The sequence below is a fragment of the Mycobacterium sp. E2462 genome (assembly GCF_001672685.1).
GTDB lineage: Bacteria > Actinomycetota > Actinomycetes > Mycobacteriales > Mycobacteriaceae > Mycobacterium.
Map to the genome: position 1 here is coordinate 1 of NZ_LZKC01000225.1, position 18,475 is coordinate 18,475.

18 protein-coding genes, 1 tRNA gene and 2 pseudogenes are annotated in these 18,475 nt (G+C 68.6%); 10 read left to right on the forward strand and 11 right to left on the reverse strand.

What is annotated here, in order from left to right:
• From A5714_RS11230 to A5714_RS11245, 4 genes and pseudogenes are all read left to right on the forward strand, one after another.
• Positions 1-352: pseudogene (locus A5714_RS11230) on the forward strand (hypothetical protein); the annotation flags it as partial.
• 146 nt (positions 353-498) lie between these two features.
• Positions 499-1,626 carry an NDMA-dependent alcohol dehydrogenase gene (locus A5714_RS11235; protein WP_068070203.1) on the forward strand — a complete coding sequence of 376 codons (1,128 nt, stop codon included), beginning with the start codon at positions 499-501 and terminating at the stop codon, positions 1,624-1,626.
• Positions 1,627-1,639: 13 nt separating this feature from the next.
• Positions 1,640-2,068, forward strand: coding sequence for a ketosteroid isomerase family protein (locus A5714_RS11240; protein WP_068070202.1), 429 nt, complete (start codon positions 1,640-1,642; stop codon positions 2,066-2,068).
• A 35-nt stretch (positions 2,069-2,103) separates the two neighbouring features.
• Positions 2,104-2,508, forward strand: a complete 405-nt coding sequence (locus tag A5714_RS11245) for an HIT family protein (protein ID WP_068070201.1) — start codon at positions 2,104-2,106, stop codon at positions 2,506-2,508.
• On the opposite strand, the pseudogene A5714_RS11250 reads toward A5714_RS11245, so the two are convergent.
• Together A5714_RS11250 and phoP are read right to left on the reverse strand one after the other, a co-directional pair.
• Positions 2,480-3,938: pseudogene (locus A5714_RS11250) on the reverse strand (sensor histidine kinase). The gene A5714_RS11245 and the pseudogene A5714_RS11250 sit on opposite strands and share 29 nt — an antisense overlap.
• A gap of 15 nt (positions 3,939-3,953) precedes the next feature.
• Positions 3,954-4,673, reverse strand: a complete 720-nt coding sequence (phoP, locus tag A5714_RS11255) for a two-component system response regulator PhoP (protein ID WP_068070199.1) — start codon at positions 4,671-4,673, stop codon at positions 3,954-3,956.
• A gap of 164 nt (positions 4,674-4,837) precedes the next feature.
• Here phoP and A5714_RS11260 point away from each other — a divergent pair, with 164 nt between their 5' ends.
• Entirely contained in the window at positions 4,838-5,554 is a 717-nt protein-coding gene (locus A5714_RS11260) for a hypothetical protein (protein ID WP_068070198.1), read from the forward strand.
• Positions 5,555-5,583: 29 nt separating this feature from the next.
• Positions 5,584-5,655, forward strand: a tRNA-Thr gene (locus A5714_RS11265).
• 94 nt (positions 5,656-5,749) lie between these two features.
• Here A5714_RS11265 and A5714_RS27610 read toward each other — a convergent pair.
• The 3 genes from A5714_RS27610 to A5714_RS26560 all read right to left on the reverse strand — a co-directional run bounded on the left by A5714_RS27610 (position 5,750) and on the right by A5714_RS26560 (position 7,751).
• Positions 5,750-6,838, reverse strand: a complete 1,089-nt coding sequence (locus A5714_RS27610; RefSeq protein WP_156747271.1) for a YceI family protein — start codon at positions 6,836-6,838, stop codon at positions 5,750-5,752.
• 141 nt (positions 6,839-6,979) lie between these two features.
• Positions 6,980-7,165 carry a hypothetical protein gene (locus A5714_RS26075; protein WP_156747272.1) on the reverse strand — a complete coding sequence of 62 codons (186 nt, stop codon included), beginning with the start codon at positions 7,163-7,165 and terminating at the stop codon, positions 6,980-6,982.
• Between the two features lie 106 nt (positions 7,166-7,271).
• Entirely contained in the window at positions 7,272-7,751 is a 480-nt protein-coding gene (locus A5714_RS26560) for a hypothetical protein (protein WP_197513641.1), read from the reverse strand.
• Between the two features lie 168 nt (positions 7,752-7,919).
• On the opposite strand from A5714_RS26560, the gene A5714_RS26565 reads away from it, so the two are divergent.
• On the forward strand, positions 7,920-8,444 hold the full coding sequence (locus A5714_RS26565) for a DUF4268 domain-containing protein (protein ID WP_197513642.1): 525 nt from the start codon (positions 7,920-7,922) through the stop codon (positions 8,442-8,444).
• A gap of 45 nt (positions 8,445-8,489) precedes the next feature.
• On the opposite strand, the gene A5714_RS11280 is transcribed toward A5714_RS26565, so the two are convergent.
• The gene (locus A5714_RS11280) at positions 8,490-9,539 is read right to left on the reverse strand and encodes a hypothetical protein (RefSeq protein WP_156747273.1); all 1,050 of its coding nucleotides are present in this window, start codon (positions 9,537-9,539) and stop codon (positions 8,490-8,492) included.
• A 49-nt stretch (positions 9,540-9,588) separates the two neighbouring features.
• Between A5714_RS11280 and A5714_RS11285 the strand changes: the two genes are divergently transcribed.
• Positions 9,589-12,126 carry an excinuclease ABC subunit UvrA gene (locus A5714_RS11285; protein ID WP_068285245.1) on the forward strand — a complete coding sequence of 846 codons (2,538 nt, stop codon included), beginning with the start codon at positions 9,589-9,591 and terminating at the stop codon, positions 12,124-12,126.
• Between the two features lie 71 nt (positions 12,127-12,197).
• On the opposite strand, the gene A5714_RS11290 is transcribed toward A5714_RS11285, so the two are convergent.
• Positions 12,198-12,998, reverse strand: coding sequence for a DUF732 domain-containing protein (locus A5714_RS11290; protein ID WP_068285234.1), 801 nt, complete (start codon positions 12,996-12,998; stop codon positions 12,198-12,200).
• A gap of 189 nt (positions 12,999-13,187) precedes the next feature.
• Between A5714_RS11290 and A5714_RS11295 the strand changes: the two genes are divergently transcribed.
• Entirely contained in the window at positions 13,188-13,583 is a 396-nt protein-coding gene (locus tag A5714_RS11295) for a hypothetical protein (protein ID WP_068285237.1), read from the forward strand.
• Positions 13,584-13,976: 393 nt separating this feature from the next.
• On the opposite strand, the gene A5714_RS11300 is transcribed toward A5714_RS11295, so the two are convergent.
• The 4 genes from A5714_RS11300 to A5714_RS11315 all read right to left on the reverse strand — a co-directional run bounded on the left by A5714_RS11300 (position 13,977) and on the right by A5714_RS11315 (position 17,385).
• On the reverse strand, positions 13,977-15,074 hold the full coding sequence (locus tag A5714_RS11300; RefSeq protein WP_068285247.1) for an MAP_0585 family protein: 1,098 nt from the start codon (positions 15,072-15,074) through the stop codon (positions 13,977-13,979).
• A gap of 40 nt (positions 15,075-15,114) precedes the next feature.
• Positions 15,115-15,585, reverse strand: coding sequence for a lipoprotein LpqH (locus tag A5714_RS11305; RefSeq protein ID WP_068285239.1), 471 nt, complete (start codon positions 15,583-15,585; stop codon positions 15,115-15,117).
• 179 nt (positions 15,586-15,764) lie between these two features.
• Positions 15,765-16,370 (reverse strand): S1 family peptidase, encoded by a 606-nt coding sequence (locus tag A5714_RS11310; protein ID WP_068285241.1) that lies wholly within the window; start codon positions 16,368-16,370, stop codon positions 15,765-15,767.
• A 139-nt stretch (positions 16,371-16,509) separates the two neighbouring features.
• Positions 16,510-17,385, reverse strand: a complete 876-nt coding sequence (locus A5714_RS11315; protein WP_197513644.1) for an alpha/beta fold hydrolase — start codon at positions 17,383-17,385, stop codon at positions 16,510-16,512.
• A gap of 127 nt (positions 17,386-17,512) precedes the next feature.
• Between A5714_RS11315 and A5714_RS11320 the strand changes: the two genes are divergently transcribed.
• A partial coding sequence (locus A5714_RS11320; RefSeq protein WP_197513645.1) for an amidase occupies positions 17,513-18,475 on the forward strand: 963 nt, incomplete at its 3' end.

An 18,475-nucleotide genomic window follows, 5' to 3' on the forward strand; every position in this document is an offset into this window, starting at 1 on the left:
GCTTGTCGTCGATGAGCACCTTCTGGTACTCGTACACCCAGTTCTCCAGGCCCTCCATCTCCAGGCCCAGGGCGAGATCGTCGGCTTCTGGAAACAGATCGTCAACAAGTCCGACGGCACGCAGGACGAGATCTACGGCATCGGCGGCAGCTGGTTCCGCCTGAACGACGACAACCTCATCGAGTGGCAGCGCGACTTCTTCGACTTCGGGCACGTCGCGAAGATGTTCGCCAACCTCATCGAGTCCGGTGACCTCAGCGACGGCATGCAGAAGCGGATCGAGCGCAGCGTTGCCGGCGAGAAGCTGCCGGGCTACTACCCGCTCGGTGCGGCGCCCGTCCCCATCTGGTGAGCGGGCGGCACCAACCAAGCATTTGATTTGTTGTACGCGCTATGCTGACGCGACGTGGGTGCTGTGGCACCCGTCACCTCGCCTCCCGGCATGAAGGGGCCGGGCGGCGCTGATCGATTCAAAGGCGAAATGGGGTCAGGACCATCGTGAAGACAAAAGGCGCATTGATCTGGGAGTTCAACCAGCCCTGGACGATCGAAGACATCGAGATCGGCGACCCGCAGGCCCACGAGGTCAAGATCCAGATGGAAGCCGCGGGGATGTGCCACTCGGACCACCACCTGGTCACCGGCGGCATCCCGATGGCCGGCTTCCCGGTGCTGGGTGGGCATGAGGGCGCCGGCATCGTCACCGAGGTCGGGCCGGGTGTGGAGGACATCGCCCCGGGCGACCACGTGGTGTTGTCCTTCATCCCGTCCTGTGGGCAGTGCGCGACCTGTCAGGCTGGCATGCGCAACCTGTGCGACCTGGGTGCCGGTCTGCTCGGCGGCGCCGCGGTCTCCGACGGCACGTTCCGCATCCAGGCCCGCGGCCAGAACGTCTTCCCGATGACGCTGCTCGGCACGTTCTCGCCGTACATGGTGGTGCACCGCAGTTCGGTGGTGAAGATCGACCCGTCGGTGCCGTTCGAGGTGGCCGCGCTGGTCGGCTGCGGCGTCACCACCGGTTACGGCTCGGCCGTGCGCACGGCCGACATCCGGCCCGGCCAGGACGTCGCCATCGTCGGCGTCGGTGGCGTCGGCATGGCCGCCCTGCAGGGCGCGGTCAACGCAGGCGCCCGCTACATCTTCGCGATCGACCCGGTGGAGTGGAAGCGCGACCAGGCGTTGAAGTTCGGCGCCACCCACGTCTACCCCGACATCAACGCCGCCCTCATGGGCATCATGGAGGTCACCTACGGCCTGATGGCCCACAAGGTCGTCGTGACCGTTGGTGAGTTGCAGGGCTCCGACATCGACAACTACCTGAACATCACCCAGAAGGGCGGCACCTGCGTCCTGACCGCCATCGGCAGCCTGCTGGACACCAACGTCAACTTGAACCTTGCGATGCTGACCCTGATGCAGAAGAACCTGCAGGGCACCATCTTCGGTGGCGGCAACCCGCAGTACGACATTCCGCAGCTGCTCTCGATGTACAAGGCCGGCAAGCTCAACCTCGACGACATGGTCACCACCCAGTACCGCCTGGAGCAGATCAACGAGGGCTACCAGGACATGCTGGAGGGCAAGAACATTCGCGGCGTCATCCGCTTCACCGACGCCGACCGGTAGGGGGCTCACGGCGATGACCCAGACCGAGGCATCGGAGGCGTCCCCGGCGCTGGCGGCGTCGCAGGCGTCGTGGCGGTGCGTGCAGGCGCACGACCGCACCGGCTGGCTGGCGCTGATGGCCGACGACGTCGTCATCGAGGACCCGATCGGCCAATCCGTCACCAACCCCGACGGCACCGGGGTGCGCGGCAAGGAGGCCGTCGGCGCGTTCTTCGACACCAACATCGCGGCCAATCAGCTGACCATCACCTGCGAGGAGACCTTCCCGTCGAGCTCGCCCGACGAGATCGCCCACATCCTGGTGCTGGACAGCAAGTTCGAGGGCGGGCTGACCAGTTCGGTGCGCGGCGTCTTCACCTACAAGGTCGACGGCGCCGGGCTGATCACCAACATGCGCGGGTACTGGAACCTCGACATGATGACCTTCGGTCAGGACGGCTGACCGCCCGGGCGCGGGCCACACCTATGCTCTAGGCCATGGCATCGATCTTCACCAAGATCATCAACCGTGAGCTTCCCGGGCGCTTCGTCTACGAGGACGACGACGTCGTCGCGTTCCTGACGATCGAGCCGATGACGCAAGGCCACACGCTGGTCGTGCCGCGCGCCGAGATCGACAACTGGCAAGACGTCGACGGCGCGGCCTTCGCCAAGGTGATGGCGGTCAGCCAGCTGATCGGTAGGGCGGTGTCCAAGGCGTTCAACACCGAGCGGTCCGGCCTGATCATCGCCGGCCTGGAGGTGCCGCACCTGCACGTGCACGTCTTCCCGACCCGCAGCCTGCACGACTTCGGGTTCGCCAACGTGGACCGCAACCCGTCGCCGCAATCGCTGGACGACGCCCAGGCCAAGATCAAGGCGGCCCTGGCTCAGTTGGCGTGAGCCGGCTCCTGCGTGGGCACCTCGCTGACGCGCGGCAACGTCACCCTAAAACAGCAGCCTTCGCCCGGAGCGGTGGTCACGCTGACGACCCCGCCGTGGGCGCGGACCAACGACTGCACGATCGATAGGCCGAGCCCCGTTCCGCCGCTGGCCCGCGCGCGCGACGAGTCGGTGCGATAGAACCGTTCGAACACCCGCGACGCGTCCTGCGCGGTCATGCCCGGGCCCTCGTCGGCCACCTCGAGCACCGCGTCGTCGCCCGCGGTGCCCACCCGCACCGTCACGTCGGCGCTCGTCGGGGTGTGCTGCAAGGCGTTGGCGATGAGGTTGCTCAGCACCTGCCGCAGCCGCGGTTCGTCACCAAGCACCTCCGGGGTGCCCGGGCCGTCGAGGACCTCCATGGTGATGGTCCGCTTGGGATCCATCGCCTGCGCGTTGTGCACCGCGTCGCTGGCCAGGGCCAGCAGGTCCACCCGGTCGTGCTCGAGCGGTCGCTGCACGTCGAGGCGGGCCAGCAGCAGCAGGTCGTCGACCAACAGCCCCATCCGGCTTGCCTCGCTTTCGATGCGCGACAGCAGCATGGCGACGTCGCGGGCGGCGCCCTGCCGGTACAGCTCGGCGAATCCGCGGATGGTGGTCAGCGGGGTGCGAAGTTCGTGGCTGGCGTCGGTGATGAATCGGCGCATGCCTTCCTCGGACGTCCGGGCCTTCTCGGCCGACATCTCCGAGGACGCCAACGCCTGCTGGATCTGGGCGAGCATCCCGTTGAGTGCGAGCGACAGGCGTCCGACCTCGGTCCTCGGATCCCGTTCCGGCACACGGCGATCGAGCTGGCCGGCGGCGATAGCGGCGGCGGTCTGCTCCACCTCGGCCAGCGGCCGCAGGCTGCGCTGCACGACCGCGAACCCGGCGATGCCCACCACCACCAGCACCGCTACTCCGATGCCGATCTGCAGCAACACCAGCGAGCTGACCGTGTGCTGCACGTCAGAGAGGTCGATGGCCACGGTCGTCAGGCCGTGCGGGCCGCGCACCGACACGGCCCGCCACTGGATGTCGGAGCCGTTGACCGAGGGCAGCGTCGTCGGGTACGGGCCGACGTCGTTGTCGGCCGGGAGCGCCGGCTCGGCGTTGCGGTCGTTGATGGCGGTGAAGGGGGTGCCGTCGCTGCTGACGCCGCGGACGTAGAACTTCGACGGCGGCCGGGCCGGGTCCGGCCCCTCGTAGGGCGGCGGCGTCTGGCGGCGTGGGGCCTGCGCCCATCCCCGGGACGCGTCGAGCAGCGTCTGGTCGATGCGGCTGATCAGGCTGTGCCGCAGGATCGACGTGACCGCGACGCCGGAGACCGCCAACCCGCAGGCGACCAAGGCCAGGGTGGCGGCCACCAGGCCGACTCGAAGCGGCAGGCCGCGGCGACGATAGATAGCCATGTCCGATGCCCTGCCTCAGCGGGGCTCGCGCAGCACGTAGCCCACGCCCCGCAGGGTGTGCAGCAACCGCTTCTCGCCGGTATCGATCTTGCGCCGCAGGTACGACACGTAGGACTCGACGACGTTGACGTCGCCGCCGAAGTCGTACCGCCACACGTGGTCGAGGATCTTCGGTTTGCTCAACACGGTGCCCGCATTGATGACGAAGTAGCGCAACAGCGTGAACTCGGTCGGCGACAGCGACACCGGCTGGCCCGCCTTCCACACCTCGTGGGTCTCCTCGTCGAGTTCGATGTCGGCGAAGGTCAGGCGGGCGCTGCGCGGTTCGGCCCCGCCCTTGCCCGCGCGGCGCAGGATGACGCGCAGCCGGGCGACCACCTCTTCGAGGCTGAACGGCTTGGTGACGTAGTCGTCGCCGCCCAGGGTCAGCCCGGCGATCTTGTCCTGCAACGAGTCTCGGGCCGTCAGGAACAGCGCCGGCGCGTCGATGCCGTCCGCGCGCAGCCGGCGTAACACCCCGAAACCGTCCATGCCGGGCATCATGACGTCGAGGATCACCGCGTCGGGGCGCGCCTCCCGCGCCCGATCCAGAGCCTGGGCGCCGTTGCTGGCGGTGTACACCTCGAACCCCTGGAACTTGAGGCTGACCGAAAGCAGCTCCACGATGTTGGCCTCGTCGTCGACCACGAGGACGCGAGCCTCCGGTTGCGTGTCAGGTGATGTTGCCGCGGTCATGGAGTGTCTTCCTTGCTTGAGATGAGCTGTGAGAAAATTGTGCTTTTCCTGAAAGCTCAGTGCCAACCGTCTGACAATAGTCTGCCAAAGTCTGCCAAGAAATCGATCGATCGGCTCGCACCTGTGCACTTCGTCGCGGTCGCGTCGCGAATAGACTCGGCAGGATGAATCTCGCCAGAAGCATCGTCTCGGCCGCGACGGCTCCCGCGCGAGTGGGCCTGGCCGCCGCCGACACGAGCTTGACCGTCGCGAGCGCCGCCGTCGGTGTCGCCAAGCGGGCGCTCGGCGAGGGCGCGCCCTCGCGGGCGAGCGCGATGACGTCCATGCTGGGCCTCGACGACGCCCTGGTGCGGGCCAATCGGCTGGCCCGGATGTTGGACGACGACGCCCCGCTGGGCCGGGCCATCGCCCCGGACGGCCCGATCGACCGGCTGCTGCGCCCCGGCGGGGTGGTAGACCTGCTGACGTCGGAGGGCGGTCTGCTCGACCGGCTGGCCGCCGAGGGCGGCGGCCTGCATCGCGCGCTGCAGCCCGGCGGCCTGGCCGACCAACTAGTCGCCGAGGACGGCCTGATCGAGCGACTGCTGGCCGAGGACGGCCTGGCCGACCGGCTGCTCAGCGAGGGCGGGCTGGTGGACAAGCTGACCGCCAAGCACGGGCCGCTGGATCAGTTGGCCGACGTCGCCGACACCCTGGCCCGGCTCACACCCGGCATGGAGGCGTTGGAGCCGGCCATCGCGACGCTGCAGGACGCCGTCATCGCGCTGACCATGGTGGTCAACCCGCTGAGCAACATCGCCGACCGCATCCCGCTGCCGGGCCGGCGGCGCGCCTCGTCGCGGCCGGTGCGCTCAACGCGCGTGATCGAGGGCGGCGAGTGACCGATTAGGCTGGGGTCCGGTTTTACCCCGCCTCCTTAGCTCAGTGGTAGAGCACTCGCCTTGTAAGCGAGCGGTCGTCAGTTCAATCCTGACAGGGGGCTCCGGATGGCGGAGGCAGGTCTGACGGACCGGCTGCCGCGTCATTGCATTGTCGATCAACTCTGACCGCACGTGCGCGCAGTCGGCTGCACTGACTCACTGCTTGATTGCTTCCAGGCAGACGGTGATGTCGACGGTGTCGCTGACCATCAAGCCACCCCCAGAGAGCACCGGGGTGTCGGTCAGCACGCCGAAGTCGCTGCGCCTGAGCGTGATCGCCGCTTCGAACCCGGCGACTTCCCCCCGCCCCATGCCGGCGCTCACTCCCAGGAAGGCAAACGCCACAGGCAGGCGCTTGGTGATGCCACGGAGGGTGAAATCGACGGCGAGCACCCAGTTGTCTTTTTCGACGCTGTGGACGTCTACCGACACCAGCGTCGCGGTGGGGAACTCCTCGGCCCCGAAGACGTCCGGGGCGCGGAGGTGGTGGTCGCGGTCGGGGTTGCCGGTGTTCACCGAGCCGACCGCGATGGTGGCCGCCACGCTCGGGGTTGCGTTCTCGGGCACCGTGATTGCACCGGAGAACTGCTCGAAACGTCCAGTGACCTTCCCGACCACCAAATGGCGAACCGAGAATGTGATCGACGAGTGCACGGGGTCGATCGCCCACGTACCCGGGGCGAGATTGGGCTCGACAGCCGTCGTCTGACGGTTGATGTCCAACTCGGAGGGCAGTTCGTAGAGATTGCGCAACACCAGAGCGTTGCGCGCTTGGATCAGTACACCGCCTTCGTCGATACGTCCAAGCTCGATGGGGGCCAAGCCCAGATCGGTGCACAGGTCGGCGATCACCGCGCTGGCTGACGCGTCGTTGCTCGACGCGAAGACGACACGCCGGCCGAACTCCGGCGGCTGCTTCTGAGCGAACTGCGTGACCGAAGTCTGGTTGAACGACTTGACCACCGCCGCGCCCGGGAAGGCCTCGGCATTGAACTCCGTCGACAAACGGCCGCCGAGGATTCCCTCAGACCCTGGGACCAGAAACGCGTTGCTCGTGTCGACGACGATCTTGCCCGACCAGTCCGCGCGCCGAGCACCGAACTCACGAACCTGCAGGAACGGTATAGCCAGGATGATCACGTCTGCGTCCAGCGCCGCGTCGAGGTCGACGGCTGTGATCGACGCGCTCAAACCGGTCGTGTCGACCGCCTCCGCACCACGCGTGTTGGCCCACAGTACCGGCACATCGTGGTCGGAAACCGTTGCGCCAGAACCCTTCCGTTGCTACCCGTCCCCACCAGGGCATATCGCGCAGTGCCGGTCATCGCACGATCTCCGAGATGCGAGCGAAGGCGATGAAGACCGCCAACGCGAAGAACACGGCTTTCACCGGCCACCGACGATCTCGACGCAGCCGATTAATTTTATTGAAGTCAGAGAATATTCGCGCGCGGCTGAGGCCATCGACGCGTTGGTCAATAGACGTTCTCTGGTGGTCAGCAGCGTGATGCCACCGGTCGCAAGGTACGCGACGGCGAGCAATCCTGAGGCAATCCCGGCCGCGATGTTCACGAGGGCTCCTCGAACGATTGTGTGCGCGAACCGGGCCGCGGCAAACCGGTGGTAGCGGGATCGTCGCGGTCACGCCGGTCAGTTATAACTTGATGCTTCAATCAAGCTAGCAGGGGTTACGTGACGCGTCAACAAACTGCTCGATGGAAGCAACCAAAGTCTCTGCCAACTTCGAACCCTTCGGCGTCCGCGTCACCCTGGTCGAGCCGGCTTTCTTCGCCACCGACTCGGGGCCGTCCGCCACCGATTCGACCAAACCCGTTTGGCTAAGCGCGAGAACGTCTACGCTCTTATCTGTCGGTGTATCGGGGCCCGTCACCAGCAATATCGCCAAAACGGGGAGGTTTGGGCGAACTTGTTGTCCCAGCGTGCTGTCCACGTCTACCGCGGCAGTCAGCCGTGACTCCCAGCCGTCGTCCGATGCCTGTCGAGCCGCTGCGCCCGCACCTGCGGCATTTTCCGGCCAAGTCCCGCCACCCGACTTTCCGGCGCTGACATCGTGGAGACGCCCGACTTCCTTTACGTGGTCTTTCTCTTCTTCTTCCTCGCTATCGGTGCCATCGTCTTCGTGGCGTGGCTTGCTCAAGTCAGGTCCGCGAAGGCGAGGGCCAGAGCGGCCAGAGCGGCCAGGGCCAGGAAAGCAGCCAGGCGAGCCGCTGCCCCGCGCCCGCCCCAAGTCGAGACAGCAAAGCCGGTGCGGATAGATGACTCTGCGCCGCGGCCGGACCCCGACGTCGTCGCCCGCCCAAGCACCTTGGACGAGCCAACAAAGTCCGCCACCGGCGGGAACCCGCCGACCGGGCGCCCCGGGCTTTACTGGGCTTTCTGGGCACAGTTCCTCGACCGCCTGGGCACGGAGCAACCCGGGTGGACCAGGAAGACAACCCCCAGCCGCGCCTCGCGGTACAACCTTCCTACCGGGACGAGCGGGGTTGCCTACGCGACCGCGTTCACACAGCGGGGCCTCGGCGTCCAGCTGTACTTCAACAGCCCGGATGCGAGCCTCAACCTGAGCCGCTTCGAGGCGCTTCGTGCCCAGAAGGACGAATTCGAAAGGGCTCTGGGGCACGCCGCCGAGTGGGACGACAAGCCGGGTAAGAAGGCCGCGACGATCGGCGTCACGTCGCATTTCGACAATGTCGCCGACGTGGAATTGTGGCCCGCCATGCTCGACTGGGTGTTGAGCCAGCAGGTGCGTTTCAGGCAAGCGGTGGAAGCGATTGGTGGCGCCGACAGACTCAAAGAGACCATGCCCCGCACGCTCAAAGAAGCCATTTAACGGGGCGGCCGCGACCAGCGGCCCGCCCGGAGTTAACCGGCCGTGTTACTCGGTCGGGCGGCTGAACATGGCGAGGCGTTGCGCGATGGGCCGCATGACCTTCCGCGAATTCAGGTAAGCGACATGTGAGACCGGGGTGTCGCCGAGAAGGGGCGGCCCCACGGACACCGCCTGGTCGCGGTCGACCGCCTCGGCGTAGTGCTTGTTCAGCGTCCGCAGTGGGTACGCGACGATGTCGTCGGGGTCGTGAAAGTTGATCCATTGCGCCGCTTTTCGTGCGGCGGCACTGCGCTTGCGGCCGGGAAGCTTGATCGGAGAATCGAATTCGGGGTAGCGCACCATCCACAGCGCGATTGGGCTGCCGAGCGTGTAGAACCAGGTCAGGGTCTCGCCACGTTGCAGCGCGGACGAACCCCGCGCCGATTTCTTCAGTTGCTTAGGCTTCGCGTTCTGCAGGTCGTAGAAGTAGTCGGAGGCGACGACGGTGCCGAGGCTGTGCGCGATGACGCACAACGGTGCGTCCGGGGCCCGTTCGGCCAGAGTCGCCAACGCGTCGTCGAGGCGGGCATGGATGGCGTCGTAATTGGCGTCGCTGCCCTCAGCGGTCTGATAGGCGATGACGTCGCCCAGGAAGTAGGTGACAGCCCAGCGCAGCGTCGGCCAGTGGGCCTTCGGCAATCCCGGAATGCGCCCCAGCAGACCCGAGAGGACCACCGGGACCATGGCGAGATATGAGCCGTTATTGATCCGGTGGACGAGACCGTCGAGTCGCTGCGCCCAACCGGCAAAGCCTCGACCGAATGTTGCCCGCACGATCTTGTCGAGACCGGGCTCGACCACGGGAATCCAGAATGCCGACTCGATCTCGAGCTCGGCCGCTTCCATGCCGCGGCAGGCGCGGGCGTATTCGGCGCGAAGCAGTGTGATCGCGTTGTCGGCGTAGTGCGGATCCTTGATTTCGACACCGTGAACGAACAGGACGGCAATCGTAGAAGTCATGGCTGCCTTCGGTGGCGAGGTCGGTGCCGGGGCGTGGCTGGGCCGCACCAGTGTCGCAGGTGCCGGCAAATAGCCGCAGGTGCGGGGGATGTCCAACAGCAAACGCGATGCATGCCAAGCCGCAAGCACGGGTAGTTGTGTGAACATGTCTGACGGAAGTGCCGACGACATCGACCCGTGCGTGCGCGTCTACGGGACGTGGGTCCACAATCTGCGGGGTGTCGACGTCGCGGCGCCGCGTGACGCGCTGGTCGCGTTCACCGGTATCTCCGGATCGGGCAAATCGTCGTTGGCCTTCGGCACCATCTACGCCGAGGCGCAGCGCCGCTACTTCGAATCGGTCGCTCCGTACGCCCGTCGGCTGCTCTTGCCCACCGGCGCGCCGAAGGTGGACGACATCACCGGGCTGCCGCCCGCGGTCGCGTTGCAGCAGCGGCGGGGGTCGGCGACCTCCCGGTCGACGGTCGGCACCGTCACCACGCTGTCCAATCTATTGAGGATGCTGTTCTCCCGCGCCGGAACCTACCCGCCGGGTGCCACGGAACGACTGGATTCCGATGCGTTCTCCCCGAACACGGCCGTGGGTGCGTGCCCCGAGTGCCACGGCCTCGGACGAATCCACCGGGTGACCGAGGAGACGCTGGTGCCCGACCCGTCGCTGACCATCCGAGAAGGCGCGGTAGCCGCGTGGCCGGGTGCGTGGCAAGGCCAGAACCTGCGCGACATCCTTGTCACGCTGGGGTACGACATCGACAAGCCGTGGCGTAAACTGCCTCAGCGTCAACGCAGTTGGATTCTGTTCACCGACGAGCAGCCCACCGTCGAGATCGATCCGAGCCAGCACCCCGTGCAGGCCGACTATTACTACAACGGCACCTTCTCCAGCGCCGAACGCCACGTCCGGCACACGCTGGCCAACTCCCAGAGCGCCATGATGCGCCGGCGGGTGCTGCAATTCGTCGACAGCGTCGAGTGCCCGACATGCGCCGGTTCCGGGCTGCGGGCCGAGGCGCTGCGGGTGACGTTCGCCGGGCGCACCATCGCCGACTATGTGGCGATGCCGTTGGCTGATCTGGCGAACGCGTTGCGCCCCACCGCTTCTCGTACTGACGCCGCCGCCGCGTACGAGTCGACGGAATCCGGTGAGCTGACCGAAGTGGCGACCATGATCGCCGCGGATCTCGTCGCACGCCTGCAGGTACTCATCGATCTCGGCCTCGGCTATCTCACGCTCAGCCGGCGTACCCCGACGGTGTCGCCCGGCGAGTTGCAGCGGTTACGCCTGGCCACGCAACTGCGCGCCGGATTGTTCGGCGTGCTTTACGTGCTCGACGAACCGTCGGCCGGACTGCACCCCGCGGATGCCGAACCATTGCTCGACGTGCTCGATCGCCTACGGCGGGCCGGCAATTCGTTGTTCGTGGTCGAGCACGACATGGACGTGGTACGCCGCGCCGATTGGATCGTCGACGTGGGGCCCGGGGCGGGGGAGCTTGGCGGGGAGGTGCTCTACAGCGGGCCGGTGCCCGGACTCGCCGACGTCGAGAGGTCGATCACCCGACGGTACCTGCTCGAGGAGGCCACGCCGGCGTCTCGGCCACCCCGCACACCGTCCGGCTCAATGATTCTGCGCGGCATCTGCTTTCATAATTTGAAAGATCTCGACGTGGACCTGCCACTTGGCGTGTACACGGCGGTCACCGGCGTGTCCGGTTCGGGCAAGTCGACGCTGGTCGTCAAGGTCCTCGGCGACGTCGTCAACGGCCAGCTCGGGACGCGCCGCGCCGTCGAGCCGGCCGAACCCGACGCCGAGGACACCGACGTGGAGACAATCGATGTCGACCATGACGCGAGCGTCGGTGTGACGGCGACGGGGGTTGAGCAGATCAACCGGTTGGTGTCGGTCGACCAACGCCCCATCGGGCGGACGCCGCGTTCGACGCTGGCGACCTACACCGGCCTGTTCGACGCGGTGCGTCGCGAATTCGCCGCGACCCCCAAGGCGCGGCGCCGCGGTTGGACGGCGGGCAGGTTTTCTTTCAACGTGGCCGAAGGCCGGTGCCCCACTTGCCAGGGAGAGGGCTTCGTGTCCGTCGAATTGCTGTTCCTGCCAGGCACGTACGCTACCTGCCCCGCGTGTCATGGAGCGCGCTACTCCGAGGAGACGCTCGAGGTGCGTTATCGCGACCGCACGATCGCTGACGTGCTCGCGATGACCGTCGACGAAGCCGCGGAGTTTCTTGCCGACGTTTCCCACGCGGCGCGGAGCCTGGCCACATTACAAGAGGTCGGCCTCGGCTACCTCCGGCTCGGCCAGCCCGCGACCGAACTGTCGGGCGGCGAGGCCCAGCGGATCAAGCTTGCCTCCGAACTGCAGAGGCCGCGGCGGGGGCACACCCTCTACGTCCTCGACGAGCCGACGACCGGGCTGCATCCCGCCGATGTCGACCTGCTCGATCGTCAACTGCACCGCCTGGTCGATGCGGGCAATACCGTCGTGGTGGCCGAACACGACATGCGGATGGTCGCCGGCGCGGATTGGGTGATCGACTTGGGACCCGGAGCCGGCAGCGACGGCGGTCGGGTCGTTGCGGCCGGGCCGCCTGAAACGGTGGCACGCGCCGAACACAGCCGCACGGCGCCGTATCTGGCCAAGCGGATGGCGCCGTCCCCCACTCGCTGAGCGGGATTCCGCAATTTCAGAGCGGATCGGCGCAGCGACGCGGCCCGTTCACCACGGGCTTGTCACGGCGGTTAGGGAAATCCCGGGTGCCCGGGCAGGCCGTTCAGACTTCCCTCGATACCGTGCAGGTCCCCCTGAATGCCCTGCAGTTGCTGCTGGATCGCCTGCAGGTCCGACAGCGTGCTCTGGTAGGCGGGCTGGCTCTGGTCCACCATGGCCGACTGGGACTGCGGGCAGTAAGAGACGATGGCGCCCGCGGTGACCTTCGCGCTCTGGTCGGCGTCCCACACCGAGGATCGCTGCACGAAACCGGCGGCGTCAGCGAAGTTCGGCTGGTGTGCCAGGAAGTCGCAAACGGCGTGCCCCTGCGCCATGACGTATTCCTGGCTGGGCACCGGCACGCCCTCGCGCCGCAACGCGCCGACGAACGCCGCGTCGGCGATTTGGAGGCGCGGCGCCGGCGCCTTCGGTGCGGCTCGGCTGGGCGGCGCGGCGGTCGCCGTCGGGGTGTCGCTGGGCTGGGCCTCCGACGGTTGCGCCGACGAATCTTGGTGGCGGACGGACACCATCATCACGACCGCCACGGCGACGGCCGCCAGCGACAGCGGCACTGCAGCCAGCAGGCTCAGGCGGCTCAATGCGCCGGCGCGTCGCCGCGGCGACTTGGGTACCGCGGCTCCGCGGTCTCGGGGGACGACGACGGCTTCGGGCGTCCGCGCGAGGTCGGGCAAGGGCCCCCTACCGCTGTGGGCGAGGAGCTCGTCGAGCAGTTCGTCGGCCTCTCGAGATGACAGCTGACCGCCCTGCCCGCTCGATCGGCGACTCAGAGCGATCCGCCGTAACTCTGCGTCGATGGTTTCGCGGTCGCGCATATCAACCAGTTTGCGAGTGTCACGGCTCTGTGACAAGTTCCGGCGCCCTCTGGAGCAACCGGCCATTTGGTGATCCTCGGCCGCCGGGCGCCGCGGTGCGCAAGGATGAGCGTCGTGACGCTCACGCGGGGTGAGCACAGACGGGAAGGCGAGGGCACACGGGTGAGCAGAGCGCTAAGGGATGCCGTCATGGCGATCGCGATTGGTGGATCCGGGATCGCCTGTGCACCAATACTATTCGCGTCGGCGGCGCACGCGGACGGAGACTATGTCGCCTTCCTCTCCCCGACGCGCAACATCAGTTGCGAGATCAATTACCGCCGACAGGGCCTCCCCGACGAGGCCTTCTGCTTCGCGCTGTCGCGCCCGGAGTCGGCGACCCTGAACCCCGACGGCACCTTCTCGGTGTGCACCGGCGAGAGTTGCCTGGCGAACGCGGCGGAGAACACGCCCACGCTCGGTTACGGCCAGACGATGACGAACGGACCGTTCACGTGCCGGTCGGAGGTCGGCGGGGTCACCTGCACCGTCGCCTCGGGCCGGGGCTTCACGATCTCCAGCGCGGCGATCACCCCCGTCGGCTAAGACTGCGGGGGCGGTCCGGGATCCGGCGGGGGCGCTCCGTCCGGCGGAGGCGCCGGCGACGACGGATGCGTGCAGTCGGGCACGTAAATCAGGGTGTGGCCGATCATCGTCCAACCGATCCCGCACCCCGGCGGCACGAGTGGGGCCGTGCCGCCGGCGGCGATGAACAGCGCCGCAGTGGCGCAAAGGATTGCCGAAGGCCCCGGCCGGCGACGGGCGCTCGCCGCCGCCGCTTCACCCGCGTCGTCCGGCATCCGACATCTCCGCTCTCGCAAGCCTTCAGTCTGCGAGGGGCCCCGGCCGGTCGCAACTCGAGAGGGCGCCGGCAGCGGCGGGCCGTCGGCGACGCGAAAGCCGCCCCGACGCATTCGCCGGGGCGGCTTCCACTCGTGCTCAGTACAGGGGCACCCAAACACCGAAGAACCAGTAGCCCCAACCGCCGTACTGCCAGTTGAACACCGGGATCACGGTGAAGGTGTTGTAGTTGAAGGGTCCGAAGTCGGCCCGCGCGACGGCGACGTCACGCGGCGGCCCGGCCCAGGGCCGGTTCCAGCCACCGGGAGGCGGCGGACCGTCCCAGCCACCGGGCGGCGGCGGGCCCTCCCAGTGCGGCGGCGGGTGGCCCGGCGCCGGGCCGTCGTTCCAGCCGTATCCGCGCTCGCGCGGCGGCGGCGGCGCGCCACGTCCGATGATGTTGAACTGCACCTCCGGCCCCGCGGGACCACCGATCTGCGCGCTGGCGGTCACGACGTCGTGGCGCGCGATGTAGGGCTGGTGCGGGGGCTGGGTGCTCGGCGGGTTGAGCGCGGGCCGAGCGGGCGGCGGGTTCTGGCCGTGACCGGGGCCGTTGGGCTGGTTGCCCTGCTGGTTCGGCTGGTTCTGCCCGGGCTGGTTCTGTCCCGGCTGGTTTTGCGGCTGCCCCTGCTGGTTCTGCGGGTTCTGCCCGTGCCCGTTGGGCGGGTTCTGCCCACCCTGAGGCGGGTTGTTCGGGCCCCCACTCTGCGGGCCACCGTTTCCGGGTCCGTTCTGCGGGCCGCCGTTGCCGGGCCCGTTCTGCGGGCCGGAGTTACCCGGCCCATTTTGCGGACCACCGTTACCCGGCCCGTTCTGCGGACCACCACCGCCGGGTCCGCCCTGCGGGCCACCGTTGCCCGGGCCGTTTTGCGGGCCGGAATTACTCGGCCCGTTCTGCGGACCACCGCCGCCGGGGCCGCCCTGCGGGCCACCGCCACCGGGGCCGCCCTGCGGGCCGCCGCCATGCGGGGCGCCCCCACCGGGACCACCCTGTTGGCCACCCGGCGCACCACCGCCGCCGCCACCGGGCCCGCCGGGGTTACCACCACCGCCGCCGCCTCCGCCGCCACCGCCGTGGCAGTTCGGACATGGCGGTGGCGGGTCAAGCGGCGCGGAGAATGCATAGCCCGCGCTGAACGTCGCGGCGGACAAGCCCAGGCCGGCCGCCACCGCGGCCGCGCCGACGGCACGTTTCATGGTCATAGTTGCGTCCCCTCTTGGGTGTCGATCGCCTGCCCTACGGGCAGGTGACGTCCAACTCGAATGGCTTGGTGACGGGCTGCGGTTGCTGGGGGTTGCTCATGTCGGTGCCGGTCGCGGTGCCCTTGATGGCCCACTGCTTGCCGTTGACGGCCGCACCGGCGTTGGCGGCCTGGTTGGGGGCGGCGTCGGAGAACCCAAGGATGACGTTGTTCACGCTGCCCAATCCGACGGAGTGCACGATCGGCGGGTTGCCGTTGCTGACGACGGCACCGACCCCGGCCGTCGGGTCCCCGATGCCAATGTTGATGTTGTCGCCCGCCGAGGTGCAGGTGACCTGCCCGGAGACGTTCTGCGCTTGGCCGTCGACGATCACCTGCGGGCCCGCCGCTCCCGCAGCCGACGAGGAACCGGACGCCCCGGTACTCGATTTGTTGCTCGAACAGCCTGCGCTGGCCGCGACCACCACGGCCACGCCGGCTACGCCGATCACGATCCCACGCTTCACTACTGCATCCCTTCGTGTCGCTGGTTCGGCTACCTTGACCATCGCGGCTGCATCGCATTACCGCGTGCGCCGGCCCGCGGAGCGGGTCCCACGGCCGCTGCGCCGGATACCCGATCGCCGAAATTTGCAAACGCCACGTTACGTCGCCGTCGCGGCGGGTTAACTGGCCAACCCGGGCGTCACGGCAGAATGTGCAGGCCCCACCTGTTGAGGAGCGGGTGGATCAGCATGAAGTAGGTCGTGTAGTCGTCGCCCTCGGGCGAGGACATCAGCAAGCCGACCGCGCTGACCGTGCCGTCGGAGTTCATGACGAAGCCGGGGCTGCCGCTGTCGCCGTCGAGGCTGTACACGCTGGCCTCCACCACGTCGCCCTGGACGCCGTTAACGACGCCGCAGGTCTCGCCGGTGACCGCGCCGATCTTGCAGAAGGGCATGCCCTCTTGGATCTGCGAGCGGCTCAGCGTGTCGCGGACCCGGTATCTGCCGCCGACGTCTCCCACCGGCGGCCCGATGCTGGGATCCAGGCGGATGATCGCAGCGTCCCGCTTCTCGCCCTCGTGCTCGCTGGCGGAGATCCTGCCCAGCGGGGCGGCGTCGCCGTAGGTCCATTCCTTGCCGTCGTGCGAGTCGCAGTGCCCGCTCGTCATCAGGTAGTAGCTGCCGTCGTTGCCCTGCGCCGCGAACCCGGCCGTGCAGCCACCCGCTCCATGGTCGACGCTGACGCCGGGCATGGGCGGCGGAGCCGCCTGCGCGGGGCTCGCCCACAGGATCGTTCCCAACGCCATGGCTCCCGCGAGGCCCGATCCCCGCAACAACCCTCTGCCCACGCCGTCTCCTCCGCTGATATCCGGCAGATGGTAGCAGCGCCGACCCTCAAATACGTTGTTGACCAGCAAGTTTCACGCCCACGAAACGTGAGCCAGGTCACTCCGGTCCGACGTGCCGGGCCAAGAAATCCAGCACCGCGCCGGCGAAGATGTCGTTGCGATCGCCGGCGACCATGTGGCCCGCGCCGCGCACATCGGTGAACTCCACCTGCGGGAAGCGAGCCAGGAACTCCTCGGCGCGCTCCTGGGGAACCAGGTCGCTCATCTGCCCGCGGATCAGCAACATGGGCACCCCGCCGCGCAGGATCACCTCGACGGCCGCGTGCATGCGGTCCGGGTCGGTCACCTCGAACGGCGGGAACGCCGCGGTGCCGCTGATGAATTGCGGATCCCAGTGCCAGAACCAGCGACCGCCGCGGCGGCGCAGGTTGGTGGCCAGGCCTTGCAGGTCGGTCGGTCGGGGCCGGTGCGGGTTGTACTCGGCGATCGCGTCGGCGACCTCGTCGAGCGAAGCGAACCCCGACTCCACCTTGTCGGACATGAAGGCGTGGACGCGATCCGCCCCGGACTGATCCATGTCCGGCACGATGTCGACCAGGACGACGGCGCTGGCGATGCCCGGCGACAGCTCGCCCGCCAGCAGCATCGCGGTGAACCCGCCCAAGGAGGCGCCCACCAGCACCGGCTGCGGCGGCAGCGTGCGCAGCACCTCCGCGACGTCGCCGGCGAAGCTGACCACGCGGTAGTCGCCGTCGCGGGACCAATCCGACTCGCCGTGCCCGCGCAGGTCCACGGTGACGGCCTGCCAGCCGCGCCGAGCGACGGCGGCGGCGGCCTTGCCCCACGACCGGCGCGTCTGCCCGCCGCCGTGCAGGAACACCACCGCCCGCGCCCGCGGGTCGCCCAGGCGGTCCGCGGCGATGCGCAGCCCGCCGGCCCCCTGGATCGAGAACGGTTCGGCTACCGCGGTCATCACGCGATCGTAGAGCGTCGCGGTCGCCGACCTGCGGGAGTTCGACCCGTCGCGGCGCCCCCGCCCCCGACCTAGGGGGCACCGCGGATACCTTGTTGGCGAGGATCAGCGGACGAGCGGAGAAGCCATGCGTCTTGACGAGTACCTGTCCCTGGACGCGACGGCGCTGGCCGAGCTGGTGCAGCGTCGCGAGGTCACCGCCGCGGAGTTGCTCGCGCTGGCGCGGCAGCGGGCCGACGCCGTGAATCCGCGGCTCAACGCGATCGTGCGCCGCCTCGACGGTGTCGCGGACCAACGCGCCGCCGATCCCGCCCTCAGCGGACCGCTGGCGGGGGTGCCGTTCCTGGTCAAGGACCTGGGCCAGCAGTATCGCGGCTTCGTGACGTCGTGCGGCTCCCGATCGCTGGCCCATGACGTCGCCGACCAGCACGCCCTCATCACGCAGCGGTTCTTGGCCGCGGGACTGGTGATCTTCGGCATGACCAATACGCCCGAGTTCGGGGCCAAGGGCGTCACCGAATCGGACTACCTGGGGCCCGCACGCAACCCCTGGGACACCGCCCGCACGCCCGGCGGGTCGTCGGGCGGTTCGGGGGCCGCGGTCGCCGCCGGCATCGTCCCGGCGGCGGGGGCCAACGACGGCGGCGGCTCGATCCGCATCCCCGCCGCCTGCAACGGGCTGGTCGGCCTCAAGGTGAGCCGAGGGTTGGCGCCGTACGGGCCCCAGACGGGTGAGGCGATGTTCGGGATGGCCACCCAGGGCGCCGTGTCGCGGTCCGTGCGCGACAGCGCCGCGCTGTGCGACGCGATGATCGGGCCCGACCCGGCCGCCGCCTACCAGGCCGCCCTGCCGGGCGAGCCGTTCAGCGAGCTCATCCGGCGTCGTCCCCAATCCCTGACGATCGGCTACTCGACGCGCTCGGCCATCAATCCCCACCCGGATCGGGAGGCCGTCGCCGCGGTCGCGCAGGCCGCGGCCGTGCTGACCGAGCTGGGCCACCGCGTCGAGGAGGTCGCGCCGCCCTACGACGACGCCGCCCTGGGCCGCGACTTCCTGACCATCTGGTTCGCCCAACTGCACCAGCAGATC

What these genes read in the sequence shown, in the direction of transcription:
- A5714_RS11240 (WP_068070202.1), top strand. Translation starts at nt 1,640, where the DNA reads ATGACCCAGACCGAGGCATCGGAGGCGTCCCCGGCGCTGGCGGCGTCG.
- A5714_RS11245 (WP_068070201.1), top strand. Translation starts at nt 2,104, where the DNA reads ATGGCATCGATCTTCACCAAGATCATCAACCGTGAGCTTCCCGGGCGC.
- phoP (WP_068070199.1), bottom strand. Translation starts at nt 4,673, where the DNA reads ATGACCGCGGCAACATCACCTGACACGCAACCGGAGGCTCGCGTCCTC.
- A5714_RS11260 (WP_068070198.1), top strand. Translation starts at nt 4,838, where the DNA reads ATGAATCTCGCCAGAAGCATCGTCTCGGCCGCGACGGCTCCCGCGCGA.
- A5714_RS11285 (WP_068285245.1), top strand. Translation starts at nt 9,589, where the DNA reads ATGTCTGACGGAAGTGCCGACGACATCGACCCGTGCGTGCGCGTCTAC.
- A5714_RS11290 (WP_068285234.1), bottom strand. Translation starts at nt 12,998, where the DNA reads ATGCGCGACCGCGAAACCATCGACGCAGAGTTACGGCGGATCGCTCTG.
- A5714_RS11295 (WP_068285237.1), top strand. Translation starts at nt 13,188, where the DNA reads ATGGCGATCGCGATTGGTGGATCCGGGATCGCCTGTGCACCAATACTA.
- A5714_RS11300 (WP_068285247.1), bottom strand. Translation starts at nt 15,074, where the DNA reads ATGAAACGTGCCGTCGGCGCGGCCGCGGTGGCGGCCGGCCTGGGCTTG.
- A5714_RS11310 (WP_068285241.1), bottom strand. Translation starts at nt 16,370, where the DNA reads ATGGCGTTGGGAACGATCCTGTGGGCGAGCCCCGCGCAGGCGGCTCCG.
- A5714_RS11315 (WP_197513644.1), bottom strand. Translation starts at nt 17,385, where the DNA reads ATGACCGCGGTAGCCGAACCGTTCTCGATCCAGGGGGCCGGCGGGCTG.